Below are 6,491 nucleotides of genomic sequence, written 5' to 3' on the forward strand. Positions count from 1 at the left end.
AAATGTTAGCTTACAAATTACAACAAAACAGATAAAGTTTTAAATCAATCTTTTAATATTAAAAAGTTTTTAGAATATTAAATATTTATTGGATTGGTAAGAGTTTTAAAGATAAGTATTAAAACAAAAGATATAGATGCTAAATCAAATATAAACTTACTTAAGGTTAAAGCTTATAAAATAGATGCAAAATAATAGACTTAGAATTATAGGAAGAATAATACTAAAATAAAATAAGATGAGAAAAAACAACGAGCTTTATATCACTGAGAATTAAGTTTTAAAAGAAATTCTTAATATTATAGCAAATCTATTTATGATGAAAGATACAGCAAAATATGTATTATTTCTTATAAAAAAAAGAAGAAAAACTTTTTATAATTACTAAAAGAAAAAGATAATAAGATGATAGAATTTAATGTTAAAACTTTAAGATATAAATGGTTTGCAGAAGTTAAAAGATAAAGCCGAAGAGGCTTTTTTGTTTAGATAAGACTAGAGTTAAATGCTAAAGAAGTTTAAAAATATAAAACGCTTTTACTTGATTAAAAAGTAAAATTATTTCTAAATTATTTAAATATTATTTTTTAATATATCTTTCAATGGTGAAATAGAATTTTTAATAAAAAGATTTTCTTGCTTATTTTTTAAATTAGTTTTGAAATTTTCTAAATCTTTTCTTACAATATCCCAATAAATATTTACAAGAATAAAATTTGAAGATTCTTTTTCATTTTCTTCTTTTGGAAGATTTTTAACATTTTCATGAGCCTTTTGAATATCAAGTTCAAAATTTGATTTATCATATATGGAAAAGCTAGTAAATTTACCCTCTGTTCCATCATCGTTAAAATAAATGCTAATATCTATATCTTCTTTAAAATCATCAAGTGATTTTATGTCGGCATTTTTTATATTTGTGAGCAAATTTTTCTTTCACTTGTGCTTAAATTTTTATCACTTACAAATGAAAATTTATATATTTGGCTATCATTATGTTCTAGAAAACCATAGCTTCCATACTTATTTTCATCCATTGTTTGCATAGAAAATTCTGCTCCCATACTAAGAGTTTTTCCATCGATAGTATGAAGATTTGCCTCGATATAAAGTTCATTATTATCATTTAAATCTATTTTTATATCACTTAATTTTGCTCTTGTCCCATAGATATTAGTTTGTTCTAATGGTGTTCTTAGAAAAGAAATAATAAGACTTTGCTGTTTGGAATCTAAGCTATTAAAATCAATTTTATTTCCATTTAAATCTTTTATATTATTAATATATTTAGTGATTTCATTGCTAACATAGTTGTTACTATTATCGCTATAGATATTTAAAAAATCATTTTTATCTATATTTTTATGATTTTCATCTTTTGAAAATTGATTAAATTTATTGTCTAAGATTTCTTGCCATTTAGAGCTATCATTATAAATTCCACCACAATATTCTTTATCACGCTTGTAATCAATAACAGCACCAAATGGCGTGTTGTTAACTTGAAAACTACTTAGCATTTGTTTAAATGTCCTTAATTCATTTTATATATAAGAATATTATCTTTAACTCCCAATATAACTATTCTGTTTTCTTGATATCCCATTTTTTTTCTTACTGAATCTATTCCAGAGTTCGATTTAAGATTTCCATTTGCATCGGTTGTAATATACATTGAATCACTTGCAAGCCAGACTTTATATCCATATTTATTAAGTTTAGATACTCTATGATAGAATGCACCATCTACTATTTGTTTCATCTCATCTAAATTAAGAGCCTTTATGCCTTGAGAGTTATCGTTTATTGCACCATTACTAACTTTAGCTAAAAAATCCCCAGCAAAAGCAGAACTTACCAACAAAGAACCTAAAATCAATGAACTTGCCAATTTTTTTAACATAATTTCTTCTTAATTTTTATTATATTTATTCTTTATTTACATAATATCATAAATTTAATATTAAAATCAAATTTTTCTTGTTTTATTAAAAAAATTTTTAAAAACATTTAGAAAGGTAACAATGAAAAAGATTTGTTTAGTTTAGCGTTTATGGTTTTGGCTGGTTGTGTTTTTACTAGTAATGAGTTAAATATAGATAATTTATTTAAAAAACAAATAGGCTTAAGAAGTGTTACTAGTTTTTCACTACTTAGCACAGGAAATGTCAATTCTTATGCACTTTATCCTAAACAATAGGTGGAGACCCTACAATTTGGAATGATACAAAGCAGATATTTTTAACTTAAACTTTTATTTATACTCTGACTCCTAAGCTTAATATACTTATTTTAAGGGGTGGAAGTTATGTGAGACAAGAATATACAAATTTTTTACAAATGAGTATTTTAGTAAAAACCGAATAGGCTTTGATAGTTTATGGCTAGGTTTTATTTATACAGGCGATAGCATTGCAAATTTAATTCCACAAATTACATTTCAAACTGCGATCGTTCAAAGAGAAAAAGCAGTCAATCAAACCAAAAACTTTTATCTAAAATCACAAAACCTACAAGTTAGTTTAAGAGGATACAGCGATCCTGTAGTTTATAGTATTTATACAGGATTTGGTTATAACCAAACAAGAAAATTTAAAGCCCTTAAAATAGAGTATGGAAATAGCATTTATGTGGGTGGGGATTTATCTATCATTCTAAGTCCTAAAATCACTTTAGATTTAGGAGCAGAGCAAAGATTACAAACCGAGCAAAAAATCAATGGTTGTCAAAATTCTGAAGTGCGTTCTATTCCAACTTTAAGTTTAGGTTCTACTTATAGCATTAGTTTGGATACCGCAGTTTCTGTTAATGCTAGTTTTGGGGGAAGCTCTGCTGCACCTGATGCAATTTTTGGTATCAATCTATGGAAAAAATTTTAAAAATATTATTAATATTTATTATTCTGCCTTTATTCTTAAAGGCAGAATTTATAGTCAAGTCTTATCAAGAAAAAATGAAAGAGTAATAAGACAAACTTATGAAGAGTCTTGTGGAGCTTCATCTTTGGCAACTTTAATTAATATACTTGATAATCAAAAGTTTAATGAGCTTAAACTTTTGGAAATAATGAGTGGACAACAACTTTACACTGATATGATAAGCTTTGCAGATTTAAGCGATGCGGTTAAAAAGCTAGGCTATGAAAGTAATTCATATCAAATTAATAGAGAAAGTTTAGATAAGCTTGTAAATATTCCAATGCTTGTAAAAATTGAAGATGATCCGTGCTTCCCGCATTTTGTGGTAATTATAAATCATAAAGGCAATTATTTACAAATACTTGATCCAAGTCATGGGGAATATATAAGTTCTAAAAGTCAGTTTTTTAGTGTATGGGATAGATACAATAAAGGTGGCTACGCTTTAATAGTAGCACCTAAAAAAGAGCTAAAAAAATTTAAACTTAATATACCAAAATCTTTAAATTTTGACTTTAGACCTTTTAGTTTGTATTGATTTTATATTTAAAAGAAAGCGTTAAAATGATATATAAAGAATTAATTTTTAACTAAATTAATAATAGAGTAGGATTTGCTTTTATATAAACTTATAAAGGATAAATTTCTAAGTTTTTTAAACTTTTAAAAACTTTTCAAGCTATTTTTAAAAAAGTTAGCTTATCTTTAATTTTTAGTTTAAATAAGTAATAGTAAATTTTTTATTTATGTTTAAGAACTCTTTTACTTAAATCATAAAAAAGTATAGGATTTATTAAGTTAAAATCTATTGTTTATTTTAATTTTTATTTGATTAAAAATATTTAAAGACTTTGATATTTGAATGCTTTTTTAGCTTTTAGAATTTTTAGATTTTCTAAATTTATTCTATATCATTTTTGCTTTTTAGTTAAATTTTAGTTTAAAATAATGATTGTATTTTCTTATCTAAAAAAGATTTTTTAGATAAGATTTTATGATATTTTTTTCATTTGAATTAAGATTCATAAAAGCAATTTTGCTTAGTTTTGAAATATACAAATTTTCATTTGGGATATTGGTTTGGTTTTTTCCTATTTGTAAAGAGGTAATAGCACTTTGAGAAATTAATAATCTAGTATTATTATAACCTTTTACTCCCCAAGCACTATGTAATACAATATGTGTATTATTTATTTTTCCTCCATAAAGCATAATGTGTCCAGGAAAATAAAGCAAACTAAGATAAGGTTTAGCAAAACGATCAAGAAAATCTTCTTTTTGTTTTTGATTTAACTTGCTAATGTCAAAATAATCAAAACTAGTAATTTGTGCATAAGAATTTCTAGGCATATAAATTCCAAAAGCAGAAAATAAATCTCTTGTAAATAAAGAACAATCGCGTTCAAAGTCATATCCTCCCCATCCATAAGGAAGATTTAGAACTTGAGAAATTTGATTTTTTAAATTTTCATCATTTAATTTTATAGGAAAAGTTGAAAAAAGAGTTTTTTTAGCTTTATATTTATAGGATCCAATTTTACCATAATAATAATTTTCATCTTTTTTATAGTAAGGATAAATAGCTCCAATACGTGTTTGAAATAGAAAATTTCCCTTTATATCAAAGATTGATACTTTTTCTTTAAGCGGAGTTATAAAATTTAAATTTTCATAGATTTTTGCTCTATGATCATTTATAAATTCAAAATGATTAGCTTTAATAAAGCCAAAACCATTTTCACTCATTATAAAAGCATAGCGTTTATCTTTACTGTAATGAGATACTAAGATGGCAGATCCTATGTTTAAAATAGCATTTTGTGCATAATCAAAAGGTAGGCCTTCTCCTTCTTCAAAAGGATTTTTTAAGATAGCTTTAGGGCTTGGTAAATTTCTGATTAAAGAATTTTGTATAACTAAGGCTTTTTTATTTATGGATCCTAAATTTTGGATATTTGAGTTTTTAATTTGTTCATCAAACCAAAGCTGGGAGATTTTTTGTTTATTAAAGAAATAAAATTGATTTTTTTGATTTTTATACATTTTAAAAGCCCAAAATAAATCTTCATTTTTTAACTTTTTAAAATTACTATGCCAAGGACGAAAAAAATGTTTTTTATAAGCATTATTAATAGAAAAATTTTCATCTAATTTAGGCAATATAGAAACATTTTGTTCAAATTTAAAATGTGCATACTGCGGAGTTTTGGTTTTAGGTGGCTGCTGTGTATTTAATGCGCATCCATTTATAAATAACAAAATAATAAATAAAAAATAATGATACATAAAAAAACCTTTATAAAAATAGTTATAATTATAATAAGGAAAAATAATGCTTGATAAACTAGAGAAAATTTTAGAAAAAAATAATGTTTTTTTAAGTGGTGGTGCTGGTGTTGGAAAATCGTTTTTGACAAATAAACTAAAAACGCTTTATCAAAAACAAGGTAAAAATGTTGTTTCTTTAGGATCTACTGCTTTAAGTGCGTTTAATATCAATGGAATTACTTTACATAGTTTTTTTTGTTTCGGAAGAAGTATAAGCCAAAGTGAGCTTGCATTTTATGATAAAAAACAAAAAGAAAAAATTACAAAATTAAATAAAATTTTAAAAAAAACTGATTTAATTATTATTGATGAAATCTCAATGGTAAGTGCAAATGTTTTTGATATGATTGTTCTTAGGTTAAAAAATGCAAATTTTAATGGCAAGATTTTAATTGTTGGAGATTTTTTTCAATTACCTCCTGTAATAAAAGATAATAATCAAACATTATTTTCTAATTCTTTTTATGCTTTTAATTCTATATTTTGGAATGATTTAAATTTTAAATTTTTAAAGTTAAGTATATCCAAAAGAACAGATAATGAAGAATTTTATCATTATTTATCTTTTTTAAGAAAAGGAGAAGTTAATGATAGTATTTTTTCATATTTTGAAAAACTGCTAATAAAAGAAACAGAATTTGATGAAATATCTGATGATTTTACTTTATTATGTGGCATAAATAAAAAAGTTGATTTAATCAATTCTCAAAAATTAAGCAAACTTAAAAGTGAATTGATAATTTTTAAAGCACAAATTAAAAAAGAAGATCCAACTTTAGAAGATAAGGTTTTATATTCTTGGGTTAAAAGTTTAAATATTTTAGAAGAATTAAAATTAAAAATAGGTGCTAAAATAATATTTTGTTTAAATAATTGGGAAAAAAATTATTATAATGGGGAACAAGGCATTATAAAAGATATTTTTGAAAAAGATAAAGAAATTTATATTGAAATTTTAAAAAATAATGGCACAATTGTTTTATTAGAACCTTATACTTTTAATATGGAAGAATTAAGTCAAAATCAAAATGATTTAGAAGTTAATATTCGTGCAAGCATTAGACAATTTCCTATAAAACTTGCATACGCTATAACAATTCACAAGTCTCAAGGTATGAGTATAGAAAAATTAATTTGCGATATTAATAATATATTTGAAAATGGACAACTTTATGTAGCTCTTTCAAGAGCTATAAATCCAAATAGTTTAAAAATACTTTATTCTAGGATTGATAATTTTAGATC

The 6,491-nt window shown here is 23.9% G+C and carries 4 protein-coding genes and 3 pseudogenes; 3 read left to right on the top strand and 4 right to left on the bottom strand.

Annotated features, from left to right (window positions below):
- Positions 1 to 573: 573 nt before the first annotated feature.
- The 3 genes and pseudogenes from JG677_RS06525 to JG677_RS06535 form a co-directional block, all read right to left on the bottom strand.
- Positions 574 to 927: a hypothetical protein gene (locus JG677_RS06525; protein WP_200285838.1), complete on the bottom strand. Its 354-nt coding sequence runs from the start codon at positions 925 to 927 to the stop codon at positions 574 to 576.
- Complete coding sequence (locus JG677_RS06530; protein WP_200285840.1) at positions 912 to 1,520, bottom strand: hypothetical protein; 609 nt, start codon at positions 1,518 to 1,520, stop codon at positions 912 to 914. The genes JG677_RS06525 and JG677_RS06530 overlap by 16 nt, the downstream gene beginning before the upstream one ends.
- 179 nt (positions 1,521 to 1,699) lie before the next feature.
- A pseudogene (locus JG677_RS06535) lies at positions 1,700 to 1,903 on the bottom strand (bacteriocin); the annotation flags it as partial.
- 150 nt (positions 1,904 to 2,053) lie between these two features.
- Between JG677_RS06535 and JG677_RS08865 the strand changes: the two are divergent.
- Together JG677_RS08865 and JG677_RS06550 are read left to right on the top strand one after the other, a co-directional pair.
- Positions 2,054 to 2,879: pseudogene (locus JG677_RS08865) on the top strand (hypothetical protein).
- A pseudogene (locus tag JG677_RS06550) lies at positions 2,864 to 3,456 on the top strand (C39 family peptidase). Before JG677_RS08865 ends, JG677_RS06550 begins: the two co-directional pseudogenes overlap by 16 nt.
- Positions 3,457 to 3,884: 428 nt before the next feature.
- Here the strand turns inward: JG677_RS06550 and JG677_RS06555 are convergent.
- The gene (locus tag JG677_RS06555) at positions 3,885 to 5,204 is read right to left on the bottom strand and encodes an SH3 domain-containing C40 family peptidase (protein WP_200217696.1); all 1,320 of its coding nucleotides are present in this window, start codon (positions 5,202 to 5,204) and stop codon (positions 3,885 to 3,887) included.
- Positions 5,205 to 5,250: 46 nt separating this feature from the next.
- Between JG677_RS06555 and JG677_RS06560 the strand changes: the two genes are divergently transcribed.
- Positions 5,251 to 6,491, top strand: a 1,241-nt coding sequence (locus tag JG677_RS06560; RefSeq protein WP_200285843.1) for an ATP-dependent DNA helicase, incomplete at its 3' end; no start/stop codon positions are given.

This window comes from Campylobacter sp. TTU-622 (assembly GCF_016598965.1).
In the GTDB taxonomy this organism is placed as follows: Bacteria; Campylobacterota; Campylobacteria; order Campylobacterales; family Campylobacteraceae; genus Campylobacter_D.

Bases quoted from the DNA above. Each gene is read 5' to 3' on its own strand.
- JG677_RS06530 (WP_200285840.1), bottom strand. From the start codon at position 1,520: ATGCTAAGTAGTTTTCAAGTTAACAACACGCCATTTGGTGCTGTTATT.
- JG677_RS06555 (WP_200217696.1), bottom strand. From the start codon at position 5,204: ATGTATCATTATTTTTTATTTATTATTTTGTTATTTATAAATGGATGC.